Genomic DNA, 20971 nt, shown 5'->3' with positions numbered 1-20971 from the left:
TTCTCGGCTACCCCATGGCAGGGCTGCTGACACTGGCGGGATTCATCGTCGTGGGATCTGCATCAAACGCCCGCGGTTGAGATTCCTGCCAAACAAGTTGGCGGATAAACACATTCGCGAAGAATGTGCGGCCGTTGAGCGGCTTGCAAGTGGTTCGGGCCTCGCTCAGCGCGACGCCTCGTCGAGTAGCGCTAGCAGCTAGAAGTAAATATCTGCTGAAGTTTGAACAGCGAACCTCGCAATACTCCACATTGATCTACGTAGTAAGGCAGTATTAAGCGGTGCTTGACACTGCCACCGCCACTGCACCGTTCGGCGTACTCGTCATCGAGATTGGTACCGGTTGGACCGACTTGGTCACCGACAGTCTGCGACGCGAGGGGATTCTGGTGTCGATCGCGGCCGGCGGCGCGAGCGCACTGCTCGAGATTGTCGCCAAGGCGCAGCCGCAAATGATCATTCTCGAATTGGGCGGTTCGGTCGCCGAGACATTAGCGACTTGCCGCATGCTTCGCTCTGTTTCGCAAGCCCACATCGCTGTGCTCGCAGCCGACGTCGCTGCCGCCACCGCAGCCGCCGAGGTCGACGCCGGTATCGACGAGGTCATCACCGAGCCTCTGCGCGCGGGCGAGATTGCCTGTCGTGTAAGGACTATGCTGAATCACCGGCGCCCCGCGATCACGATCGGAAGGACGCATACCGATGTGGGTGCAGTGCAACGGTTCGGTCCAATGACGATCGATGAACAGCAGCGTTTGGTGTTCGTCTCCGGTGAGCAGATTCAGTTGACACGCACACAGTTCGACATTCTCGTTGCCCTGTCGCATCGCCCCGGCGGGATCACAACCCGTCGCGAATTGCTCAATGCGGTTTGGGGCCATGGCTGGCAAGGGAATCCCGGTGTCATCGATGTACACATCGGCCACCTGCGGCGCAGGCTGGGCGACGATCCCGCACACCCCAGGCTCGTGATGAATATTCGCGGTGTCGGTTACCGCCTGCCGGACAGCTGCTGACGTGTCCAGATAGGTGTGGGATGCCCCACTGGCGGGTGAGGGGGAGTACCTCTTGCGCGGGCACTGCGGCGCGCGATGAAACCTGTGAATAAGCACGCAGTGTGCTGTGAATGCGCAGTAGACACCATCAGGTTGACGATCTACGGTCTCGCTCAGTACACACGTGGCGGGGTATCTACTCCACCAGGAACCGGCCGAAGGGACACCAATGAACCTGCGCCTGAACCTGCGCCGAAACGGATTATGGTGGCAACTCGGAGTCCTGACGATGATTGTGCTGACGATCGGTGCAGCGATGGTGTTCGTCGAACGTCGCAACCGGGGCCCCTCGGCGGACGAAGTCGATTGCTTGAAGTTCAAGTGTGTTGCATTGACCTTCGACGACGGCCCCACCCCGTTCACCGATCGGCTTCTGAGCGTCCTTGGCGCCCAGGGCGCCAAGGCCACCTTCTTCCTTATAGGAAACAAAGTTGCCCACGATCCCGACGCAGCGCGGCGTATCGCCGACGCCGGGATGGAAATCGGCAGCCACACCTGGGAGCACCCCAACATGTCGACCATCTCGCCAACTGAGATCCCCGCACAGTTACGAAAGGCCACAGCGGTCATCGCTGCGGCCACCGGTCGCGCGCCGTCGCTCTATCGACCCGCCGGCGGACTGTCCAGCGCTGAGGTCAGGGCAGAGGCCGGCAGGCAGGGGTTGGCCGAAATTCTCTGGGATGTGATCCCATTCGATTGGATCAATGACGCGGACCTGGCCGCGACCACCTTCATGCTCAAGACGCAGATCCGACCTGGTTCGGTGGTGCTGTTGCACGATACGTATTCCAGTACCGTCGACCTGATATATCAGTTCCTACCGGTGCTGATTGCCAACGATTACCACATGGTGACCGTGAGCCACCTCCTTGGCCACCGATCGGCGGGCAGCAGTTACGGCGGCCGCGAGAACGGACCACCGGCCAACGCCATTCACGACATCGCGCCCGATCGGACGCCGACGCTGCAGCCCACCCCATCGCCGAAACCAGCACCCAATCTGCCTATTACCGACATCCCGAACCAAAATCCGGGCGGCCCACCCGCCTGAATCCCACACCGACATCGCCGCGACCACGCGTGCTCGATAAGACCAGGGGGCGCACACGAGATCGTTGTGCTGCGCCCCAGAGAAATGCAGCAACCCGCGGGTCGCACCAGATGGCAAGCCTCGCTAACCATCGTCGGCTTCATGGTTGTGGTTGATTGCCAGGAGCCAGCAACTGGCCCACGCTACCCGGGGATCGCGAGCCGGTAACAACCCCGCATCGACCCCATCATCTACGTAGTTAGATAGTACTAGCTGTTACAGTGGTTAACACTGTGTGGCACAAAACCGTTACTGGGAAGACGTGGTTGCGATCGGCGACCGCGCTCAGTTTCGTTGCCTTGCTGGTTGTCATCAGCGCGGAGCTCACCGGCGCCACGTTCAGTGGTGGCGCCGAGCGCCATGCACCACATGTGCTTTCCGCAGCCACAGGGAGCGTCGTATCTGTCGGTTTAGATCATCCTCATGCTCAGCGGGAAGAATCCGCGGCCGCTCCGGATACCTTTGCCGCTGCGGTCTTGCCGCGGGCGGTGACGATCCTGGCGATCTTCGCTGTGGTGGTCGCCGCTGACGTGTTCTGGTCAGGCGCAATGCGCGCGGTGGGGGCAACGCAACGTGGTCCGCCGCTGCATTGGGGGTCTAGCCGCCTCTCGGGCTGGCAATTGTTGGTCCGCTTCTGCATCGATCGGCGCTGAGCAGGCATCTCGTCGCCGGTGCCAGCAGATCATGGCCCGCACCGGCGTGCCCCGCCTTCCCTTTCACCCGGCGCCTGCGCTGCATGCGCGGCTTCCCCCACAGGAGTGTTGTTCCATGAACGAAGTTTTGTCCGATTCTGCTGCTGAACTACTGGTGTCGGGCCGTACCCGGCTGACCCGCAATCAACGACCCGGAACGATGGTGGGCAACACACCGGTACTGCGGATATCCGAGCCGTTCACCACCGAGGGCCGCGGATTTTGGGCCAAGCTGGAGAGTTTCAATCCCGGAGGCATGAAGGACCGGCCCGCCATGCACATGGTTGAGCAGGGACGTGCTCGCGGAGACCTGCGGCCTGGGGCGAGAATCGTTGAATCTACCAGCGGTACCTTAGGTTTGGGGCTGGCATTGGCCGGCACAGTTTACGGCCATCCGGTGACTTTGGTCGCCGACCCCGGGATGGAGCCCATCATCCACCGCATGCTCGCGGCGTATGGTGCAGATGTCGATGTGGTCTCTGAGCCTCACCCCCAGGGCGGCTGGCAGCAGGCCCGCCGGGACCGGGTAGCCGAGTTGCTCGCTTCCCACGAACCTTCGTGGTATCCCGACCAGTACAACAACCCCGACAACGTCGCGGCTTACCGTGGGCTGGCACTGGAATTGCGTGCCCAACTCGGCGATATCGACGTACTGGTCTGCTCGGTGGGCACAGGGGGGCATTCGGCTGGGGTGGCGCGGGTATTGCGCGAGTTCAACCCTGACCTACGGTTGGTGGGTGTGGATACCGTCGGTTCGACCATCTTCGGTCAGCCATCAGCTACCCGGTTGATGCGAGGATTGGGGTCAAGCATCTATCCGCGCAACGTCGACTACCGTGCTTTCGACGAAGTCCACTGGGTGGCCCCAGATGAGGCGGTGTGGGCCTGCCGCACCCTGGCCGCCACGCACTACGCCAGCGGTGGCTGGAGCGTAGGGGCGGTGGCGCTGGTAGCCGGATGGGTTGCAAGCAATGAACCACTCGGTGCCACAGTGGCTGCGGTCTTCCCCGATGGTCCGCAGCGTTACTTCGACACCGTCTACAACGACGACTATTGCCGCGCACACGGCGTGCTGCGGGATCAGCCACCCGTCGGGCCCGAGTGGGTGGCCGATCCCGACAAGCGGGTCATCGATCGGTGGACGCGTACCCGCCGCATTGTGGACCCGGTCGAGGGTCATCGCTGATGGGCGTATTCCGCCAGTTCAGGACATTCGGCTGGCCCAGCAGGATGCTGATGATCAACCAGTTCGGCATCAATCTGGGCTTCTACATGCTCATGCCTTACCTGGCCGGTTACCTCGCCGGTCCGCTCGGCCTGGCGGCGTGGGTGATCGGCCTGGTCCTGGGTGTACGGAACTTCTCCCAGCAAGGGATGTTCATCGTGGGCGGCACCCTCGCCGACCGATTCGGCTACAAACCGCTCATCGTGGCTGGGTGCCTCTTGCGCACAGTCGGTTTCGGGTTGCTCGTCATCGCTCACAACCTGCCCGTCCTTGTCATCGCCTCAGCGGCGACGGGTTTTGCTGGGGCGCTGTTCAATCCTGCGGTGCGGGCATATCTGGCCGACGATTCCGAGTCCCGCCGGCTGGAAGCGTTCGCAATGTTCAACGTCTTCTATCAGGCCGGCATTCTGGCTGGCCCGCTGGTCGGGCTGGCGCTCATGGCCGTCGACTTCCGCATGGCCGCCGCCGCCGCGGCAGTGGTGTTCGCGGTCTTGACCATTGCCCAGTTGTTCGCGCTGCCCCAGCACAATTCGGCGGCAGCAGCAGAGAAGACGTCCGTTGTCGACGGCTGGCGTAGTGTCTTGGCGAACCGGTCGTTCGTGTGTTTTGCCGTGGCGATGATCGGCTCGTACGTTCTGAACTTTCAGGTTTATCTGGCCTTGCCGCTACACGCGGCCGCTATCGCACCCAATCACTCCGCGGCGCTAGTTGCCGCTGTGTTCGTAGTATCTGCCGTTGTAGCGGTGGGTGGGCAGCTGCGCTTGACCCGTTGGTTTGCCCGACGGTGGGGCAACGGGCGGTCACTGGTCGTCGGAATGTCCATCTTGGCGGCATCGTTTGTGCCGCTGGTTGTCGTTCCCAACGCCAGCCGGTTCGGTACAACCGGAGCGGTTGTTGCGCTCCTCGCGGCCGCGGCGTTGTTGGCGGTCGGGTCAGCGGCAGTATTCCCATTTGAGATGGACACGGTCGTATCGCTGGCCAGCGGCCGACTCGTGGCGACTCATTATGGGTTCTACAACACCATCGTTGGTGTGGGCATCCTGGTGGGCAATCTTGCGACGGGCTCGCTGCTGCAGGCAGCCCGCGAAGCGGGCGCCGATGAACTTCTGTGGGGCGGACTGGTAGTGGTGGGTGTCGTTGCCGCCGCAGCGCTCTTCTTGCTCGACCGCCACGGGCATCTCAGCGTCGAACAGCAACCAGCGGTGGCAGGCCGCCGCTGAGCCCGTCAGCCGGCGCCGTTCGCACCGGGCCACACGGACTACCTCACCACAGATCGGGCGCCCTTTCTGTCCGCGACGGCGCCGCATGTTGCGGCCGGCCGCGTGCCGGTTCAGCATCTTCTCCATTTGGGATAGACGTTTGCTGGCCAGGCCGCTCGGGCACGCAGCGCCGACACGGCCAACGCCTTGCCGAAGCCGGTCAATGCGTCCGATCCTGTTGGTATTTCGTCGTTTTAACGTGATCGGATCGTTGCAGGATCTGCTCGGGGTTCGCCCACGAAGCTGTACCCTCCAGTTATCTACTATGTAGCTACGTACTGATTTTCGTAGCAGTTCCCCTGTGTAGGGAGGAGTGTTTCATGAAGAAAGCTATGGTGTTTGCGATCAGTGGACCGTGTAGCATCCTGTTACTGGCAGGGTCGGTGCAAGTGGCGGCCGCTGCGCCCGCGGGTCCCGGGACGGTGCAAGACACCGTGTCGACACTGGAGTCACACGGCTACAAAGTCATCATGAACAAGACGGGCGCGGACTCTCTTGAGGGTTGCACGGTCGCCGCGGTGCGACCGGGACGAGACGTTACGGAGCTGCGTAAGAATGCCCGCGAGCGCACCGTTGAGCGCGTCGTCTACAAGACGGTTTTTCTCGATGTGTCCTGCTAACTCACTGCTATGCGGCGCCGGGATTTCGCCACCGACTGGTGTTCTACCTCACCGCCACGGTGGTCGGCGTCGATGACGGGGCCTTTGGGGTTGCTGACAGGACACTCCAGCTGCCCCAGCCTGCTGCGCTCTCCGTCCCACCCCAGTTGCCGGGCAGCGCGTCGGCGATGTCGCTGGCCGGCACATAAAGAGGGCCGTCCTGGCCGAGCAAGTTGATCCAGGCGATGTGACCGTTGGGTTTCAGGACCCGAGCGAGTTCGCGAGCAAAGCAGAAGGTATCGACAAGCACGGCAGCATCAAAGATGTGATCGTGCATTGGTAATCGCGCAGCGTCGCAGCAGATACGAACGCTCTCGGAAGGCGCTTGGAAGAGCATAGCGATGGATAGATCAGCCGAGACGACCTCATCGAAGTGCTCGACGAGAAGCGGGGTGAGCTGTCCGGTGCCGGATCCGATTTCAAGACAGCGTCCGCCCACGGGTATGTCGCCTCGCCGGAGAGCGTCGTGTACGGCGTCGAAGCGATTCGTGCTGTGTTCGGTGTTCCAGGTTGCTGCCATACCGTCGAACGAGTTGGCGGTAGCTCGGGCGATGTCAGTTGTCCAGACACCGTCGACGGCAATTGCCCGAGCAAAGGCTTGCAACTCTACAAGATGGTCCAGGATGGGTTTCCCGGGCGGCGCGGGGATGATCTGCGGCATCGTGGTGATCGTCATGACGTGTCCCGTCGTCAGGTCGGTGAGACCAGGCTAATCGAGTCGCCGACCGCGAGGCCGCCGGCACATATCATGCGGATCCGCACCGTGCATCTCGCTCCAATCAAGACACCGGAGCGCTTCAACCCTGATTATCTATCTCGCCGCGCCGAGATGCCCTTGCGCACTTGGCAACCGGAACGTCGTGTCCGGGTAGGACAGTCTAATCGTGCTCGGTGCTCGCGCCGAGGTGCGGAACCTCAGTGGAGACTCCCACCCGACCCCGCGCCGGTCACGAGCTTTGAGGAGTGACGGCATCTCAAGAGAGGCTGCGCCCCGCCGAACATCAGTGCTGATCGAAACCCTGGCCAGGTATCACCCAGAGGAGTCAGAGTGCCCTGGTGAACGCTGGTGACGTGGTGCTGCTCAGTTTCATTGCAGGATTGGGTGTACCGGTGACGACTACCCCCGTGGGCGTGTCAGGCGCGGTGTTTCTGCTACCAATCCAACTCACTGTGCTCCAGGTACCGAGCCCTGCCGTGACTCCCACCAATCTGGTGTTCAACATCGTGGCGATCCCTGGCGCACTGGCGCGCTACCGCATCCAGGCGCCGTTACGCAGCCCGCTGATCATGCTACTGCTGATCGGCACCTTGCCTGGCGTCATGATCGGCGCCATCGCCCGGGTGTACCTCGTTCCCGGACCGCACGTGTTCCGCGTGCTCGTCGCTGGATTCCTTCTCCCGCTGGGGATCTGGCTGTGTCTCCCACGTGCCTCGATATCCATGTCGCCGCTGCGGGAAGGCCCACTGCCACGTTCGACGACGGTTCTATTGGCGATCGTCGTCGGTGTGGTCGGTGGCATCTACGGTATCGGGGGTGGATCACTGCTGAGCCCGATTCTGGTCGGGCGCGGCGTTCCCATCGCGACGGTGGCACCGGCCACGTTGGTCTCCACCTACATCACCTCAGCCGTGGGAGCGATCACTTACCTACTCTTGGCAATTGCCAACCCCGGAAGCCACATCGCACCGAATTGGACCATCGGATTTGCTGCCGGTGCCGGCGGACTCATCGGCGGCTACCTCGGCGCCCGTCTGCAGCCCCACCTGCCTGAATGCACCCTGCGCGTCGGACTGGGCATTTTAGCCACCACAACCGCAGCTCTCTACCTGCTCCAAGCGGTGCTCTGAACGTGACGCCAACCCCGGCCAGCGCGGGTCAGTACTCCCGGGTCGGACACAAAATGGGTTCGACAGTCTGACGAGGCCCACCGAATCAAGTCTAGCCAGTGAGGTTTTCGGTTCCTGGCGACTCTTTTGGACAACGCTCTATGGACAACACTGCGTCACGTGACCACTGCCGCGAGCATGGGATCGAGAGTGCACGGCGCACCATAGAACGCACCGTGCAACTGTTCGGGTGAGCGGGTGCCGGGCAATTCGCAGCAGGCGTGCGGTCGAGGCTGGAGTCTCGGTGTTCATCGACGAGTCCTTTCGGGGGCACAGGCTGTGCGAGAACGCCGCAGCCACGCTAATCGCGATGTGATTGAGTGAGATGGTGGCACCCCGGTCTGGGAGCGCAGCGGCCGTTCCCTTGTGCGCAAGTAGGCGTGTCAGATTCGCCGTTAACCCGCGTGCGAGATCCCCTTTGCGGCGCACCGCCAGCAGCTCAACGATGCGGGCAGCGCTGGTCTAGCAGCACCCGCACGACGAGGCTGTCGAAGCCGGGGGAGTAGGTGCGCCAGCCGCACGGACCGCGTCGTAGCCGGCCGTCCTGACTGCGGCCACGATCGCTTCGTCTGCAACAGGCGCTGCGCTGTTGACCACGAGCCGACCGGTGGTGGCGCTGACCTCAATCTGTTTGACCCCACCTACGCTGGCGACCTCTTCGCGAACCGACTGCTCGCAGTGGCCGCATGTCATACCCGACACCTGAAACTCGGTAACCGTCATCGGAGCATCCTTTCTATACCCCTGCAGGGTATATAACGGTTGACTATATACCCCCGTGGTGTATAGCGACAAGTGAGTGAATCCGGCCGGGTTCTGGCGGTGAATTCCGCTCCCGAGGAGGTATTTTCGGGCCGGACCGTGCCGACAGTGCGGTTGGCGCGGTGGCGCCCGGAACGGCAATTGCTACGGCGTTAGTCCGTAGATAGGCTGTCCCGAGAGTTTCTCATCAGCGAAAGGCCTGCACTCGTGCGTAATCCACCAAAGCTCGCCGCCGTGGCCGCGATGCTCCTCTTTGTCATTCTTGGCCTCGCCGGTGCACCCAGCGCAGCGGCGGCGTCTGATCCGTGCCCGCACCGTTTCGGCGCGTCACAACGGTTGGTCGACGCCAACGGAGCTGTCGTCGGTGAGTGGTCGGTATCGGGGCTGCGTGCCAGCGCCGGTCCCGTCGCGGGCTACGCGCCTGCGGGGCGGTTGTGGGAAGCCGACGTCACCGTTGAGGCAGTGACCGGCACTGTGACGCCCATCATTCCCAACATGTACGCGGTGTCACCGAACGGTGAGCGCTATCAGGTCCTGTGGCAGGTCGCCAGTTCAGATGGGTTGGCGCCCAACACCCTGAATCAGGGTCAGCGGTCTTCGGGAAAGTTGTACTTCGATGTCACCGGTGCTGACCCTATGGCTGTCATTTATGCGGCCGCCGGTTCCGCACCTGCGATGATGTGGTGCTGTAACGGTGACATGAAGATGCCCATGTCCATGCCGCGCGGGATGTCGATGCCGATGGCCGGTGGGTCGTGTTGCGACGGACCGCAGCCGTGCCCATGCTGCGCAGGGATGCGCCCCTGATGGATCGTTCTAGCCCCCGCGCAGGTTGGCGCGGGGGCTATTGCGTGGGAAAGTAGACACCGGCGGTTCACACTGCGGCCTGGGTTATATGGGCATCGCGGTTGTCGAGACGAACTGATCGCGCAGCCAGCCGACGAATTCAGCCCACTGCCCGGTCACCAGCGCAAAACCCACGGCGATGAGCGCGACGCCACCGAAAATTTGAATGGACCGCGAATGCCGGCGGGTCCATGCCAGCCAGCGGCTGACCGAACTCGCGCCTAAGGCTATGGCGATGAACGGCGCGCCCAAACCGAGGCAATAAGCCACAATCAGCAGAACCCCGCGCGCTGCAGTGGCCCCTTGCGTTCCGGCCGTCACCGACAGGACTCCTGCCAGCGTCGGCCCCAAGCAGGGCGTCCATCCGAGCCCAAACGTCGCGCCCAGCAGCGGAGCGCCGCTTAGGCTGGTGATCCGTTGTGGATGAAACCGCACGTCGCGTTGCAGAGCCGGGATCAGCCCAATGAATGCCAGTCCCATCACGATCGTGACCACACCTCCGAGTCGTTGCAGCAACTCGCGGTTGAGCGCCAGCGTCCCCATCAGTCCGAAGACCGCCACTGAAGCGGCGACAAACACTACGGTGAAACCGGCGACGAACAAGATTGCCGCACCGGCCACCCGCAAGGTGTCTCGGGTAACGGCCCGGTTGTCGCTTGTGGCGGGGACTCCTACCGTGCCGGCGAGATAGGACAGGTAGCCGGGGACCAGTGGCACGCAGCACGGCGAGGCGAAAGACACTAACCCAGCGAGTGCCGACGCTCCGAGTCCAAGAAGCAGTGGGCCCGTCGCAGCCGCGTCGGCGAAAGCACCGCCGATGCCCTGAGGGGAGCTGGTCATGTTTCTCGGGCCAACCGCTGCACGACGGGCTCTAGGTCCTCAGACAGCAGTGCGCGCAGAAAGACGGCCGCGACACGGTGCTGTCGGTCGAGGACCAGCGTCGTCGGGACGACGCTGGTCGGATACCCCTTGCCCAGTGCGATGAGGCTGCGCATCGACGGGTCGAAGATTGAGTCGTAGCGCACTTTGCGGTCGGTGACAAAATCGGTTGCAGCACTGCGACTGTCGCGTACATCGATACCAAGGAACGCAACACCGAGGGGCTCGGTCTCATCGAATACCGACTCCAGCTGCGGCGTTTCGGTTCTGCATGGACCGCACCACGAGCCCCACACGTTGATCACCAGCACCTTGCCCGCGAAGTCTCGGAGGTGGATAGGCCGACTATCGTGCAGGCTGGGGCCGCTCAGGTCACCGATGGCACCGCGGGACTCTGCAGGGTCGTAGAAGAGGTCAGTTTGACCTCCGGGCGAAACGAACTCGAAATCGCCGCCCAGCGATACCGCGTCGCGGCCGGTGCTGCATCCGACCAGCGCGAGCATGGCGAGGACGGCGACACCAAACCTGGGCAATCGAGTGTGTGGCATCGGCCCTCCGATATTGACCTGGTACACCGAGGCCGTAATACTATCTATGTACGTAGATAGTACGATATCTCCCTGCCCGCGCGGCATCAGCGCTGGCACCGTGCGGATTCTCAACCGTTCACCTGCGTGGATACGTGAGACTTGTCTACGTGACTATTCAGTACGTAGATAACACGGATTTAGTGAGCAAGGGGCGTGCGCGCGACGTAGGCTGGCTACACATCGGCCAGGAGATAAAGGTGAGAACACGCGGATTTGGGGAGCTCGAAGCGGTCATTATGGACCGCGTCTGGTCTCGTCGTCCTGAGGCGGCCATGACGGTACGAGATATCTGCGATGAGCTGTGCGCCGAACGTCGAATCGCATACACCACCGTGATGTCGACCATGGACAATCTGCACACCAAGGGGTGGTTGGCGCGGACCCGGGACGGCAAAGCATATCGATATCGGCCAACGCTTACCCGCGAGCAGCACAGTGCCCGGCTCATGTGCGAGGCACTCGACGGTGGGGGTCAAGCGGAGCTCGTACTCGGCTACTTCCTCGAGCAGATCGGGCCGGAAAAGTCGGCGCGGTTACGCACCGCGTTGGGTCACCGCAGGGCAAAGCGCTAGCAGCACCGGCCCAGCATCCAGGCCACACCCGTTCGACCTTCTGGATGGGCACACTAAACGTGCCGGAGAACTCTGGCCAATATCGGCACGACCGGTGGCACCGCCTGGACTGGATAGCACTACCTGGCCCGACGGGCCAGGTAGTCCATTCGGAAAGCCGAAGTCTACAGGCTGTGACGGGATGCGGCAGTCTGCTCGGGGCACTCCTAGGATGTTAGATCCGTTGATCTGCAGGCAATTTGAGACGTTTAAGCATGAGCGCGTTCACGGCTACGATGAGGCTCGAACCTGACATCGATAGGGCGGCAACCTCGGGACGCAGGACCAGACCGAACATTGGCTCAAAAGCACCAGCGGCGATCGGCAACGCGATCACGTTGTAACCGACTGCCCACCCGAGGTTTTGGCGCATCTTCCGAAGAGTGGCTCGTCCGATGCGCAGTGCGATCGGCACGTCAAGTGGATCTGAGCGCATTAGCACCACATCGGCGGTTTCGATGGCCACGTCAGTCCCTGCACCGATCGCGATTCCCAGGTCGGCTTGGGCCAGGGCCGGTGCGTCGTTGACGCCATCGCCCACCATCGCGACCCTACTGTTTGAACGCTGCAACGCGGCGATCTCCGAGGCTTTGTCCCCGGGCAGCACTTCAGCGATCACACTGTCGATGCCGAGTTGGGTCGCAATGCGTTTGGCTGTGGCTTCATTGTCCCCGCTCAACATCACCACGTCCACACCCAGGTCATGCAATGCGGACACGGCCGCCGCGGACGTTTCCCGGGCGGCATCGGCCAGTGCGATCACGCCCGCCCCTTGGAGGTCCACGGCGACGAGAACGGCAGTGCGGCCACCTTCAGCGAGCTCGTCACGCCTGGCCATCAGAGTTCCGAAATCGACCTTCTCCTCGACCATTAACTTCCGGTTCCCCACGGCAACGTTGTGGCCTTGCACGACGGCTGCGGCGCCGTGCCCCGGCACGCTGCGGAAATCCTGCACCGGTGTGGGTGATATTCCACGACTGGCCGCGTAATTCACGATCGCGGCCGCCAGAGGGTGTTCGGATACGGATTCGACGCCTGCGACCAGGGTCAGCAGCTCTGTTTCGGTGATTCCGTCGACCACCACATCGGTTACTGCGGGCTGGCCCTTGGTCAGCGTACCGGTTTTGTCCATCACCACGGCCTGGATGCGAGCCGAGGTTTCCAGCGCCGTGGCGTTCTTGAACAGCACGCCACGTTTGGCCCCTAAACCGGTACCCACCATGATTGCCGTTGGTGTCGCAAGCCCGAGCGCATCTGGACAGGTGATGACGACGACGGTGATCGCGAACAGTAGTGCGGTTTGCACACCTGCGCCCACCAGCCACCAGATAAGAAACGTCGCAGCGCCGCCGACGAGGGCGACCAGGACCAACCAGAAGGCGGCGCGGTCGGCCAGTCGCTGGCCGGGAGCCTTGGAATTCTGTGCTTCCTGGACCATCTGCACGATCTGCGCAAGGACGGTGTCAGAACCCACCTTGGTGGCGCGCACGCGCAGCGTGCCAGTGGTGTTGATCGAGGCCCCGATCACCGTGGATCCGGGGTCTTTGGTGACCGGCAGGCTCTCACCGGTCACCATGGATTCGTCCACTTCGGAGTGCCCGTCGACCACCTCCCCGTCGACAGGAATCTTTGCGCCCGGCCGGATCAACAACATGTCGCCGACTACGAGGTCAGCGGTAGGTACTTCCATTGGCGTGCCGTCCCGCACGATCACGGCGGTCGGTGGTGCAAGCTCGAGGAGCGTACGGATGGCGTCATTGGCCCCTCCTCGCGCGCGCATCTCAAACCAATGTCCCAGCAGTACGAACGTTGTGAGCACCGAAGCAGCCTCGTAGAACACCTCTCCGCCACCGGTGAGGGTCACGCCGACGCTGTAGATCCAGCCGGCACCGACGGCGACTGCGACCAGCACCATCATGTCGAGTGTGCGGGCGCGCAGCGCCCGCCATGCCCCATCGAAGAAGATCCACGCGCTGTAGAAGACCACCGGAAGGCTCAACAAGAGGGTGAATACGTCATCGCGCATCCCGAACGGTGCCGGCACCGTGAAGCCGAACATGTTGCGCCCCATCGGCGACCACAGCATGATCGGGGCTGACAACAGCAATGCCACGAGGAACCTGTTGCGCATATCGATGACCATCTGGTCCATGGACATGCCGACATGACCGCCGTGCCCCATCATTTCTTGTGGTGTTGCCGCCCCGTGGGCGGCGTGTTGGCCAGGCTCAGCCATCGGGTCGCACAAATGGTTTGGCACGGATTGACCCGCACAGTGCAGGTCACAATTGCGCACCCACCCTGACAGTGCGTCTACCGATGTCTGCGCCGGGTCGTATGTCACTGTTGCTGTCTGGTTGGCCGCGTTCGCGGCCACCGCCAACACACCGGGGCGCCGCCCCAACACCGACTCAACAACTCCGCCAGAGGTCGCCCAATGCAGCCCACCCACATGAAGCACCACTGTGCTCTCAGCCATGATTCTAGGGTCGCTGGGCAGCGTAAGACGCGGCTAGTACTCCGATAAAGATTTCGTCAAGAATCTGGTGCCGGCGAGCGGTCGATTAGTCGGCTAGTGCTCGTGGTCGAAGAGGACCAGCGTGTCGGCCAAGGTGCCATCGACGAAATACGCGCGGCATGTGAATGGATCGCGAATCACGGTGCCGACCTCGGTTTGCGCGTCAACCATGCCTGAGACATTCCACACTGTGATCCGAGCGTGATCGACACCCTTGAGGGGTTCATTGACCATGAGGGGAAACATGTCCCGACTATCGGGGTCCAACTCACTGATGGCCGATGTGACGTCGGACAGTTTGGCCGTCGACGGTGACGCCAACTGGGCACGCACGTCAGATTCGCAACGCTGCTGTGCAATACGTTCGTCTGAGTTGGCTAATCCGAAACCGTGTGTCTTCACCGCGATTACGACTGCGACAGCCAGGATCACCACTGCCGTGGCCCCAAGAAGCCACACACGCATGCCACGCTTCGATGGCCTCGGTTGGCTGTGCATTCCTGCCCTTTCACGGTTACGGTCCAACGACGACCCAGCGGCACTGATGCCTAGACGCTCAGGATTTCAAGGGCCATCGCGCCGCAGCCACGACCGGCGCATCCTCAGGCGCAACCCAAAATTGCTGCATCAAACGTACGTTTAACTACTGGCCACAATAGTAGTTGGGTTTGACGAAACGTCGGCGGCGATGTGGCCAGCAGACTGCACTCCGTACGAAACATCACCATTCCAGCCCGCCACCGATCGCCGAGTGCTGCCCGCGTTCGTTAGCTCTCGATAACCCGGGTCACAAAAGGGGTCATTCCGGCGGTACGGACAGGCGAGATCTTGACGGGCACACCGGTCTGTTGAGCCTCAAGCATCTTCCCACCGCCTAGGTAGAGGGCTTCGTGCTGTCCACCACCCGGTCCCCAGAACAGCAGGTCGCCTCGTTTGGCTTGCGATGGCGGTATGTGACGGCCCGCGTTGTATTGGTCACCGGAGTAACGAGGCAGTAGGACACCGACCCCGGCGAATGCGTAGCGCGTCAACCCCGAGCAGTCGAAACCGACTGTGCTCGCGCCTGAGTCGATCCCACGACTTGGGCCGGTGAGACTACCACCGCCCCACGAGTAGGGAACTCCCATTTGAGAACCTGCCCGGCGAATCACGTACTCGATCGCCTGGGCCCCGTAGACCCGGTTTCCCTTCAATGGAGCGGGGTTGCTCGGACCGGAGATGCCGAGGCTCGCCAAAAACGAACGTCCGAGATCCATGGTCGTCTGAGCGGCGATCGCACTGGCCTGCAGCGACGCATTTGCAACGGCAAGCGGATCACCCGGCGCTCCGGCACTGATCAACTTTGGCAGCGTCGGATCCCATTCGCCCGGATCGGCCGTTGCGATGACCGGGGTCGCCAAACCTATGAACGCAACCAGAACGGCGACGATCCCGTTGCGCCACATGGCAATCACCACCAATCAGGACTTGCGCCAGCCACCGTCCACGTCGTACTCAACAGGGACGCACTTACGTAGAAACACCGTACGAAAGGCAATCGTAGTTCACGATTGCCACATATGTAACATCAGCCACAAATTTCACTTTGGTAATTCAACCCTCGTAGGGGGCGCGGGAATGCCGCTGCGCAGTCTCGATCGATACTGCAGTAGGAGGTACGTGTTGGACCCGGGCCCACAGCGCGTAGAGCCCGATGGCACATCGACACCGCGGTTGGGCGAAGGGGTCTGCTGCACGAATAGGTGACATCTGAGTTGGCTTGCCCGGGAAGGGCGAGCTGGAAGGATGCCAGTGTGCCCAGGCCCTACCCGCAGGAGTTCCGCGACGACGTCGTGCGCGTTGCTCGCAACCGAGATGACGGTGTGACGATCGAGCAGATCGCCACCGATTTCGGTGTTCACCCGGTGACGCTGCACAAGTGGATGCGCCAGGCCGATATCGATGAAGGCGCCAAGCCTGGCAAGAGCACCAGCGAGTCCGCTGAGCTGCGGGATGCGCGGCGCCGGATCAAATTGTTGGAGCAGGAGAATGAAGTCCTGCGCCGGGCCACGGCCTATCTGTCGCAGGCCAACCTTCCGGGAAAAGGTTCTACCCGCTCGTGAGTGAGCTCGCCGCTGACGGAATCCCCGTCGCGGTGACGTGCCGGGTACTCAAGCTCGCCCGCCAGCCCTACTACCGCTGGCTGGCCCATCCCATCACCGACGCCGAACTCGTCGAGGCCTATCGCGCCAATGCGCTGTTCGACGCGCATAAGGACGACCCCGAGTTCGGGTACCGCTACCTGGTCGAAGAGGCCCGAGAGGCCGGCGAGTCGATGGCCGAGCGCACCGCCTGGCGGATCTGCTCGCAGAATCAGTTGTGGAGCGTGGTCGGCAAGAAGCGCGGCAAGAACGGCAAGGTTGGGCCGCCGGTACACGACGATCTTGTCGAGCGCGACTTCACCGCTGATGCGCCAAATCAGTTGTGGCTCAGCGATATCACCGAGCATCGCACCGATGAAGGCAAGCTCTATCTCTGCGCGATCAAGGACGTATTCTCCAACCGCATCGTCGGGTACTCGATCGACTCCCGGATGAAGTCCCGGTTGGCCACCGCAGCGCTCAGTAGTGCGGTGGCACGCCGCGGTGATGTGGCCGGATGCATTCTGCATTCCGATCGCGGATCTCAGTTCAGGTCAAGAAGATTCGTCCACGCACTCGGCCGCTATGAGATGGTCGGATCGATGGGCCGCGTCGGTGCGGCCGGCGACAATGCTGCCATGGAGAGCTTTTTCGCTCTGCTCCAAAAGAACGTGCTCGATCGCCGCCGCTGGAGCACACGCGAAGAGTTGCGGATCGCAATCGTCACCTGGATCGAACGGACCTACCATCGCCGCCGGCGCCAAACCGGACTCGGGCGGTTGACCCCGATCGAATTCGAAGCCATCATGACCACACCGGCCAGTCAGGCCGCGTGACCGTAACTGTCACCTGATCGTGCAGCAGACCCAAGAAAGCGCCTCACGAGATTCCGTGGACACTCATTGAGTCGGCGCCAAAGCCCGAAACCCCACTAGCTCAGCTTCTTGCCAGTTACGATCTGGAGATGTAGAAATCCGCACACCCCGACGAACAGGCATACCGCGCTGCGAGAAGATGTCGGCGATTCATGTGGAACCTGTCGTCAAACGACAGGACAGTATCGAGGAATTGACTATGTCACTTGCCATTTCAACCACCCTGCATACCACGTTTGACAACGCTGTAGAACTCACCCGGAAAGCATTGGCGGATCAGGGCTTCGGCGTGTTGACCGAGATCGACATGAAGGCGACCCTGAAGGCCAAACTCGGACGGGATGTCGAGGATTACACCATCCTAGGTGCCTGTAATCCGCCGCTAGCCCATCGCGCCATCGATGTTGATCGCCAGATCGGGCTACTCCTTCCCTGCAACGTCGTCGTGCGTGCCGATCCCACGGTCGATGACACAATCATTGTCGATGCAATGGATCCGGAAGTGATGGTCCAGGTCAGTGACCAGCCTGACTTGCGCGCGGTAGCCGACGACGCCGCGGCATCGTTGCGCAGGGCGATTGAATCGCTGTCACAAACCGACACGGTCGGTTGATGGCGGCAGACGCCGACTGCAACGCTCTGGAGTCCGAGCTCATCGGACACCTCACAGATCAATCACAGAGCCCCGCCCGGCGATCTCTCAATCGAACGAATGAATTACGCTGCCAAACTGAAGCTTTGAAGCAAGCGTCCGCAGAAGCGGTGTGCGTACCGACTCCGATGATCCGCCCCCCTGGAAGAGTGACCGCAACTGGCAGCGCGTCAACGTTCTCTGGGCGCTCGAAAGCTCTGTTCCTCTGTCCGCGCAAGGTCATCCAGCAAGGTGTAAAGGTGGTTTTCGCGGCCGCAGTTCGAGTTTCAGCTCCTGCAGCGGTGACATAGCGCTGAGACGTGGTCATTGAGTCGTGGCCAAGCAGCTTCATCAACGTGTAAACACTGACGTCGGCCATAGCAAGCTCGGTGGCATACGTGTGCCGCAATCCATGAACCATCGCCCCGGGGACCGGCTGAACATCAGGGCCGGCGAGCTTGAACGCGCGCTTGATTCGCGACTGCACCGTACCGCGTGTAATTCGCTCGCCGTCACGGCCAACGAACAGAGGTGAACGGGCGGGCCACCGGGACAGACCTCCGCCTTCTGACCTTCCCTGGTGCCTCGCAGCCTCAGGGAAACGGGTCGCCCGACTATCGAGATAGACCTCGATCACTCCCAGTAAGTCGGCCTCCACGGGCACAGCGCGCTCCTTGCCACCCTTGCCCTTTACATGTACAACACCAGCACCGCTGTCGACGGTCCGCACGTCGCCAACATCGGCCTGACGGAGTTCCTCTGCCCGTAAGCCTGCCAACAGAGCTGTGAGAATAATCGCGAGATCTCTTTCAACCCAATCAGTTCGACGAGCAGAATCCACATCCTTAGCAACCGTTTGCAACAATGAGCCAACCGCGGTGCGGGGGAGTGCCTTGGGCAGCGAGCGCGCGAGTTTCGGTCGGCCCACCAATGCCATTGGATTGGCCGCGAGCAGCTCAGCGGTGAATAGAAATGTGCACAGCACATTCCATGTGGACCAGCACCGACGTATTGAAGCGGGTTCATGATCGCGTGCGAAGGTGGCGAACGCAGCGCGCATCGAGCCCTTGTTTATTTCAGATATCGTGAGCGTGGCGGGATCACCGTCCGCAATCAACGCTGCTATCGACACGAAATCCTGGTGATAGGCCTTCATCGTGTGCGCGGATGGTTTACGTGTCTGCCGATCATTGAGAAAGTCGACAAACCAATCCGGAAGCGCGCAGACCGACGCCTCAGTAGCCGCAGGGGCCGGAGAAACATGCGAAGATTCGGGCCTGGCTACCATGCCTCAACCCTCATGTAAGAAAGATGGATAATCAACATTATCCATCAAATATGCGTAATCCGCTGCGGGACAGTGACTTTACCGTTACAACGCAGGCGGGGGGAGACGTGTCACTGTGACGAAAGTGTGATCCCGCGCCGGTACCGCGACATACACTGACAGGGTGAGTGGCGAGACCGCCGGCCATGCACTCGTCGACTTGGCCAACCTGGCCGAGTTGCTGCACAACAGCGGCTTGTCCAGTAAGGATCAACAGGCAGTGCGTGCCGCCGTCGTCGACAGCGTGCTCGAAGGTGCAACACCTGACCGCGACTTCGTACGACGGCTCATCGAACTCGCCGCCGGGCGAATCACCATCGGCGAATACAAAAGCCAAGTTCTCGAGGCGACCAACGCCGCCGGCCGCACGGTCAGCGGCGAAGAACTGCGCGCACGCCACGGGGCCACCTCAGCGCCCCCACCTCGCCGCCGGTTTGGCCAGCCGCCCGACCTCGTCGTTCCAGACAACTTCGACGACCCTCTTCTATACCCGGAAAACCCTGCGCAGGAAGGTGATCCGGCCACCTAGCCTCGATCGGCCACATCCAGTCGCACCACACCATTACGTCACGGTGACGATTAAGTAAGGCATCCCGTCGGAACTCGAACCGTGTTGCGGGGGCCAGATATCCGGCACTCTCAGGCAGTCGCGGACGGTCCGAGAACTATCAGTCCGGTAGTGTCAGATCATCGTGGATTCAGCCGGCGACCACGGCATCCTAGCGGTCGGGGCGAACCGGAAACATCGAACACGCTGCAACAACGGCACTCTCAGATAGTCCCGGAAAACGGGGCAGAATCGGACAGCTCTCATGTTTTCCCGGATTACTGTCAACTAGTTCCGGATCGGACACTCATTGTCCGATCCGGGAAATGTTGAGAGTACAAGGGTGCTGTGACCTGGGTACTTTCAACTAGTCGCGGACCGATCCGATGGCGATTATTCCGCGGACACGTGAGAGTGTCGGACGGAATCCGGAAAGACATGAGAGTGTCGGGCGTGGTCGGGACCTGCTCGCGTTTCTGCCGCGGAAAGTTCGGCTAACTCGCATGTTCGGTAACTGTTTGGCCCGGTTGTTGCGTGCCGCACCTGGAAGCTCGGAGGTGATCGCGGCGGGCCGGCTCTACTGCCGGGTCACCAACGAGCACGTCGGTGAGGTCCGTCGGGTAGACCGCCGATCTGCAAGCCGTACCTGAAAGTTCAACCTGCACGGGAAGTAGCTGGCCACGGTTATGCGGGCGGGCGTCGGAGGTCCGGTGCCCGGCGTCCAGGTTGGCGATGGCAGGCGACGAGATGCGGACAGCGCAACGTCGAGACTGAGGTCCTCGACTCATCAGGCGGGCACGCGAGCTTGTCGTGTGCCAGACAACGGCAGGATCCGCCGATGGACTTTTTCTCTGCGGCACAGAATCTTTCGGTCCCGCCACGCCATTCCGTAATCGATTGGACCTAGCGGATACGGTAACGACATGACTGTTTCCGAATGCAACGACGAACTTGCTCCAGACGACGAACTGATGTCGGCCATTGACGAATTACTCCTCAATGCCGTCGTTGTCAGCGTCACCGGGTGCGCATCTGCTAAACGAGACGTCGAGGATGCGTTGCGTAGAACCTGGCATCGACGTCGAGGTGTTCGATTCAGAGCACGGGTGGAACGAGAGCGAAGGCTTGCAGCAGCCGCTCAAGGATGCGCACGAGCTCGCGTCCCTGTGCCTGTGTGGAGCCGGCGAGACTCTCTTCGCCTTGGCATCGGTCCTGAACAACCCGGCGCAGTGGGCGGTGTCACCTGCGGTCCTCGCCCGAGCGACCGCGGTGTATTCGGCAAAAGCATTTCGCCTGAGCGACCCCGGCTTATCGGCATGGGACCGCTGCTGGCATGTTCCCCGTGATTGAGACCAGCCTGTTTTAGAGTCCTGTGGCCCGAGGTCGGGCCGAGAAGGG

Annotated in this window: 20 protein-coding genes; 12 read left to right on the top strand and 8 right to left on the bottom strand. The window is 61.8% G+C overall.

All coding sequences use genetic code 11. The annotated features are described in order from the left end of the window. The first annotated feature begins 281 nt into the window (after positions 1 to 281). The 6 genes from AC4LGL_RS27335 (at position 282) to AC4LGL_RS27310 (ending at position 5941) form a co-directional block, all read left to right on the top strand. Entirely contained in the window at positions 282 to 1016 is a 735-nt protein-coding gene (locus AC4LGL_RS27335) for a response regulator transcription factor (protein WP_061262337.1), read from the top strand. A gap of 208 nt (positions 1017 to 1224) precedes the next feature. Then, positions 1225 to 2106: a polysaccharide deacetylase family protein gene (locus AC4LGL_RS27330; protein ID WP_061262336.1), complete on the top strand. Its 882-nt coding sequence runs from the start codon at positions 1225 to 1227 to the stop codon at positions 2104 to 2106. A 272-nt stretch (positions 2107 to 2378) separates the two neighbouring features. Next, positions 2379 to 2798 (top strand): putative copper homeostasis (lipo)protein LpqS, encoded by a 420-nt coding sequence (lpqS, locus tag AC4LGL_RS27325; RefSeq protein ID WP_131808961.1) that lies wholly within the window; start codon positions 2379 to 2381, stop codon positions 2796 to 2798. Positions 2799 to 2913: 115 nt separating this feature from the next. Continuing rightward, on the top strand, positions 2914 to 4023 hold the full coding sequence (locus tag AC4LGL_RS27320) for a PLP-dependent cysteine synthase family protein (protein ID WP_061262335.1): 1110 nt from the start codon (positions 2914 to 2916) through the stop codon (positions 4021 to 4023). Then, on the top strand, positions 4023 to 5282 hold the full coding sequence (locus tag AC4LGL_RS27315) for an MFS transporter (protein WP_174553725.1): 1260 nt from the start codon (positions 4023 to 4025) through the stop codon (positions 5280 to 5282). Before AC4LGL_RS27320 ends, AC4LGL_RS27315 begins: the two co-directional genes overlap by 1 nt. 359 nt (positions 5283 to 5641) lie before the next feature. Beyond that, on the top strand, positions 5642 to 5941 hold the full coding sequence (locus AC4LGL_RS27310) for a hypothetical protein (RefSeq protein WP_061262334.1): 300 nt from the start codon (positions 5642 to 5644) through the stop codon (positions 5939 to 5941). Between the two features lie 43 nt (positions 5942 to 5984). Here AC4LGL_RS27310 and AC4LGL_RS27305 read toward each other — a convergent pair whose 3' ends face one another. Further along, the gene (locus AC4LGL_RS27305; RefSeq protein ID WP_061262333.1) at positions 5985 to 6656 is read right to left on the bottom strand and encodes a class I SAM-dependent methyltransferase; all 672 of its coding nucleotides are present in this window, start codon (positions 6654 to 6656) and stop codon (positions 5985 to 5987) included. Positions 6657 to 7036: 380 nt separating this feature from the next. Here AC4LGL_RS27305 and AC4LGL_RS27300 point away from each other — a divergent pair, with 380 nt between their 5' ends. Then, complete coding sequence (locus AC4LGL_RS27300; RefSeq protein ID WP_201027932.1) at positions 7037 to 7828, top strand: sulfite exporter TauE/SafE family protein; 792 nt, start codon at positions 7037 to 7039, stop codon at positions 7826 to 7828. A gap of 501 nt (positions 7829 to 8329) precedes the next feature. On the opposite strand, the gene AC4LGL_RS27295 is transcribed toward AC4LGL_RS27300, so the two are convergent. Continuing rightward, positions 8330 to 8590: a heavy-metal-associated domain-containing protein gene (locus AC4LGL_RS27295; protein ID WP_061262332.1), complete on the bottom strand. Its 261-nt coding sequence runs from the start codon at positions 8588 to 8590 to the stop codon at positions 8330 to 8332. Between the two features lie 282 nt (positions 8591 to 8872). Between AC4LGL_RS27295 and AC4LGL_RS27290 the strand changes: the two genes are divergently transcribed. Continuing rightward, on the top strand, positions 8873 to 9436 hold the full coding sequence (locus AC4LGL_RS27290; RefSeq protein ID WP_061262352.1) for a DUF1942 domain-containing protein: 564 nt from the start codon (positions 8873 to 8875) through the stop codon (positions 9434 to 9436). Positions 9437 to 9520: 84 nt separating this feature from the next. Here the strand turns inward: AC4LGL_RS27290 and AC4LGL_RS27285 are convergent, their stop codons facing one another. Further along, positions 9521 to 10315 carry a cytochrome c biogenesis CcdA family protein gene (locus AC4LGL_RS27285; RefSeq protein ID WP_061262331.1) on the bottom strand — a complete coding sequence of 265 codons (795 nt, stop codon included), beginning with the start codon at positions 10313 to 10315 and terminating at the stop codon, positions 9521 to 9523. Further along, complete coding sequence (locus tag AC4LGL_RS27280; protein WP_061262351.1) at positions 10312 to 10902, bottom strand: TlpA family protein disulfide reductase; 591 nt, start codon at positions 10900 to 10902, stop codon at positions 10312 to 10314. Before AC4LGL_RS27280 ends, AC4LGL_RS27285 begins: the two co-directional genes overlap by 4 nt. A gap of 239 nt (positions 10903 to 11141) precedes the next feature. Between AC4LGL_RS27280 and AC4LGL_RS27275 the strand changes: the two genes are divergently transcribed. After that, on the top strand, positions 11142 to 11516 hold the full coding sequence (locus AC4LGL_RS27275) for a BlaI/MecI/CopY family transcriptional regulator (protein ID WP_061262350.1): 375 nt from the start codon (positions 11142 to 11144) through the stop codon (positions 11514 to 11516). A gap of 214 nt (positions 11517 to 11730) precedes the next feature. On the opposite strand, the gene AC4LGL_RS27270 is transcribed toward AC4LGL_RS27275, so the two are convergent. The 3 genes from AC4LGL_RS27270 to ripB form a co-directional block, all read right to left on the bottom strand. Beyond that, on the bottom strand, positions 11731 to 14034 hold the full coding sequence (locus tag AC4LGL_RS27270) for a heavy metal translocating P-type ATPase (RefSeq protein WP_061262330.1): 2304 nt from the start codon (positions 14032 to 14034) through the stop codon (positions 11731 to 11733). A 93-nt stretch (positions 14035 to 14127) separates the two neighbouring features. Further along, the gene (locus AC4LGL_RS27265) at positions 14128 to 14571 is read right to left on the bottom strand and encodes a hypothetical protein (RefSeq protein ID WP_061262329.1); all 444 of its coding nucleotides are present in this window, start codon (positions 14569 to 14571) and stop codon (positions 14128 to 14130) included. Between the two features lie 269 nt (positions 14572 to 14840). Further along, positions 14841 to 15518, bottom strand: coding sequence for an NlpC/P60 family peptidoglycan endopeptidase RipB (ripB, locus tag AC4LGL_RS27260; protein WP_061262328.1), 678 nt, complete (start codon positions 15516 to 15518; stop codon positions 14841 to 14843). Between the two features lie 348 nt (positions 15519 to 15866). Here ripB and AC4LGL_RS27255 point away from each other — a divergent pair. Then, a protein-coding gene (locus AC4LGL_RS27255) for an IS3 family transposase (protein ID WP_491841500.1) occupies positions 15867 to 17029 on the top strand; the annotation gives its coding sequence in 2 pieces (ribosomal slippage) (positions 15867 to 16151 and positions 16154 to 17029; 1161 coding nt in all). Positions 17030 to 17267: 238 nt separating this feature from the next. After that, positions 17268 to 17681 (top strand): DUF302 domain-containing protein, encoded by a 414-nt coding sequence (locus tag AC4LGL_RS27250; protein WP_061262349.1) that lies wholly within the window; start codon positions 17268 to 17270, stop codon positions 17679 to 17681. Positions 17682 to 17739: 58 nt separating this feature from the next. On the opposite strand, the gene AC4LGL_RS27245 is transcribed toward AC4LGL_RS27250, so the two are convergent. Continuing rightward, a complete protein-coding gene (locus AC4LGL_RS27245; RefSeq protein ID WP_491841499.1) occupies positions 17740 to 18987 on the bottom strand; it encodes a tyrosine-type recombinase/integrase in 1248 nt (415 codons plus the stop codon). A gap of 163 nt (positions 18988 to 19150) precedes the next feature. Between AC4LGL_RS27245 and AC4LGL_RS27240 the strand changes: the two genes are divergently transcribed. After that, entirely contained in the window at positions 19151 to 19555 is a 405-nt protein-coding gene (locus AC4LGL_RS27240; protein WP_491841498.1) for an antitoxin VbhA family protein, read from the top strand. Positions 19556 to 20971 lie beyond the last annotated feature (1416 nt).

Source organism: Mycolicibacterium arcueilense, assembly GCF_058536225.1.
This window is presented reverse-complemented; position numbering and strand designations above follow the sequence as displayed.

Bases quoted from the DNA above. Each gene is read 5' to 3' on its own strand.
- AC4LGL_RS27330 (WP_061262336.1), top strand. From the start codon at position 1,225: ATGAACCTGCGCCTGAACCTGCGCCGAAACGGATTATGGTGGCAACTC.
- AC4LGL_RS27320 (WP_061262335.1), top strand. From the start codon at position 2,914: ATGAACGAAGTTTTGTCCGATTCTGCTGCTGAACTACTGGTGTCGGGC.
- AC4LGL_RS27315 (WP_174553725.1), top strand. From the start codon at position 4,023: ATGGGCGTATTCCGCCAGTTCAGGACATTCGGCTGGCCCAGCAGGATG.
- AC4LGL_RS27310 (WP_061262334.1), top strand. From the start codon at position 5,642: ATGAAGAAAGCTATGGTGTTTGCGATCAGTGGACCGTGTAGCATCCTG.
- AC4LGL_RS27305 (WP_061262333.1), bottom strand. From the start codon at position 6,656: ATGACGATCACCACGATGCCGCAGATCATCCCCGCGCCGCCCGGGAAA.
- AC4LGL_RS27295 (WP_061262332.1), bottom strand. From the start codon at position 8,590: ATGACGGTTACCGAGTTTCAGGTGTCGGGTATGACATGCGGCCACTGC.
- AC4LGL_RS27290 (WP_061262352.1), top strand. From the start codon at position 8,873: ATGCTCCTCTTTGTCATTCTTGGCCTCGCCGGTGCACCCAGCGCAGCG.
- AC4LGL_RS27285 (WP_061262331.1), bottom strand. From the start codon at position 10,315: ATGACCAGCTCCCCTCAGGGCATCGGCGGTGCTTTCGCCGACGCGGCT.
- AC4LGL_RS27280 (WP_061262351.1), bottom strand. From the start codon at position 10,902: ATGCCACACACTCGATTGCCCAGGTTTGGTGTCGCCGTCCTCGCCATG.
- AC4LGL_RS27270 (WP_061262330.1), bottom strand. From the start codon at position 14,034: ATGGCTGAGAGCACAGTGGTGCTTCATGTGGGTGGGCTGCATTGGGCG.
- AC4LGL_RS27265 (WP_061262329.1), bottom strand. From the start codon at position 14,571: ATGCACAGCCAACCGAGGCCATCGAAGCGTGGCATGCGTGTGTGGCTT.
- ripB (WP_061262328.1), bottom strand. From the start codon at position 15,518: ATGTGGCGCAACGGGATCGTCGCCGTTCTGGTTGCGTTCATAGGTTTG.
- AC4LGL_RS27250 (WP_061262349.1), top strand. From the start codon at position 17,268: ATGTCACTTGCCATTTCAACCACCCTGCATACCACGTTTGACAACGCT.
- AC4LGL_RS27245 (WP_491841499.1), bottom strand. From the start codon at position 18,987: ATGGTAGCCAGGCCCGAATCTTCGCATGTTTCTCCGGCCCCTGCGGCT.